This is a genomic window from Mycobacterium kyorinense (assembly GCF_002101735.1).
GTDB classification, from domain to species: domain Bacteria; phylum Actinomycetota; class Actinomycetes; order Mycobacteriales; family Mycobacteriaceae; genus Mycobacterium; species Mycobacterium kyorinense.
The window spans coordinates 1-1,428 of record NZ_LQPE01000006.1 but is presented as its reverse complement, the minus strand read 5'-3'; the positions used below and the strand labels follow the sequence as shown (position 1 = coordinate 1,428).

The 1,428-nt window shown below is 66.9% G+C and carries 2 protein-coding genes; both read right to left on the bottom strand.

Annotated elements, in window-relative coordinates; translation table 11 throughout:
* The coding region (locus AWC14_RS01165) for a site-specific integrase (protein ID WP_158089858.1) at positions 1 to 404 on the bottom strand (404 nt) is incomplete at its 3' end.
* Between the two features lie 28 nt (positions 405 to 432).
* Positions 433 to 1,428: ImmA/IrrE family metallo-endopeptidase (locus AWC14_RS01160; RefSeq protein WP_142281499.1), on the bottom strand; the 996-nt coding region annotated here is incomplete at its 5' end.

Sequence of the window (1,428 nt, the reverse complement as noted above, 5' to 3'; positions counted from 1 at the left end):
CTGGTGAACAGCCGCCGATACGGGACGGTCAGTCCGTGGGCGTCGGCGTGGTAGCGGTAGCAGGCCAGAACCGCTGCAGCCCGCAGTTGGGTGCTGGCCGGGCCCAACCACGTCGGCGGGGCGCCGATGCGGGCGGTGCCGGGCAGATCCCCGCTGCGCAGGTAAGTCAAGAACTGACCGAACATCGCGGTGCTGACATCACGCCAATCGGTGCCGGTGTGCTCCAGTAGTGTCCACCAGGCCGCCAGCCCGGCGGCATAGGCCTTCACCGTGTTCGGGGAGGCCGCGTCGTCACGCAGGAACTGCAGGTACTCCTCAGCCGGATCAATCGGTAGATGATCGGCGCCCAGCACGGTGTAGGTGTCGGGGCGATCGGTCAGTGCGATCCGCTGTGTGCGTGCCATTGTGTGCTGACCGACCCGTGGCTTTCTGCTAGGCCTGCCGGGGAGCCCGGTGCAGTGGCACCACGATGTCGCCCTGTCGGGCACCGGCGTCAGCGGTTCTGGCGTGCTCTGCCCGGGTGCGGCCGGGGGCATCGCTTTGGCCGGCCAGGATGTCGGCGAGCAGATCGGTGGGATAGATCAGGTTGTGGGCGGCCAGGGCTTCGGCCGAATCGGCCCCGGCGTAGCAGACCCCCATCCACCGCCGCAGCAGCCGGGGCCGCTCGGGCTTGTAGGTGTCCCAGCCCGGTTCGGTTTTGCCCCAAGTGTGCCCGGTGTCGGTGTTGATCCGGGTGTAGAGCTGACGCTGCAGCGTCTGCGCGCGGGCACCGTCGATCAGTTTCGATTCGCGAAGGTGAATGATCAACGCCCCGATCGAGATTCGCCATTTCAACTTCACCTCGATCAAGTCATTCAGTGTCGGTGAGGCCGGGATCTCGGCGGCGATCGCCTCGGCGGGCGCGAGCAGCTCGGAGGCAAAGCGGGAGGCTTCCCGTTCCTCCTCATCGCTGATATCGCCGTAGCGGTGCAACACCAAATGCCCGATCTCATGGGCAACCGTCCAGCGGGTGCGCTCCCAAGACTCCATGCCACGCAACAAGACAACGGGGCGGTCGCGATAGTCGCCGGTCCGCGCCGAACAGCCCAGATGCTTCTCGGTCAACAAGCCGACCGGTTCGTCCTCGGCATTGTCCCAATCGATCAGCCCGGTGGAGCGCGAATGCTTCATCCGCAGCACCACCGGCACCCCGGCGGCTTCCAGTTCGTAGGTCAACCGTTTGATCGGCGTCAAAGGCTCCACGCCCAGCCACCGACGGGCCTGCGCGGCCGCGGCGACCACATCGGTGCCCGCCGGCAGCGGCTCCAGCCGCACCGCCGGCAGGGTGGCCTGCCGGTTGAGTTGATGAGCCAGATCACCGATGACGTTGGCGAACACCGCCAGGTACTCCTTCTCGGCGGCCGTGGTGGACTTCGGCGCCCGGAACAA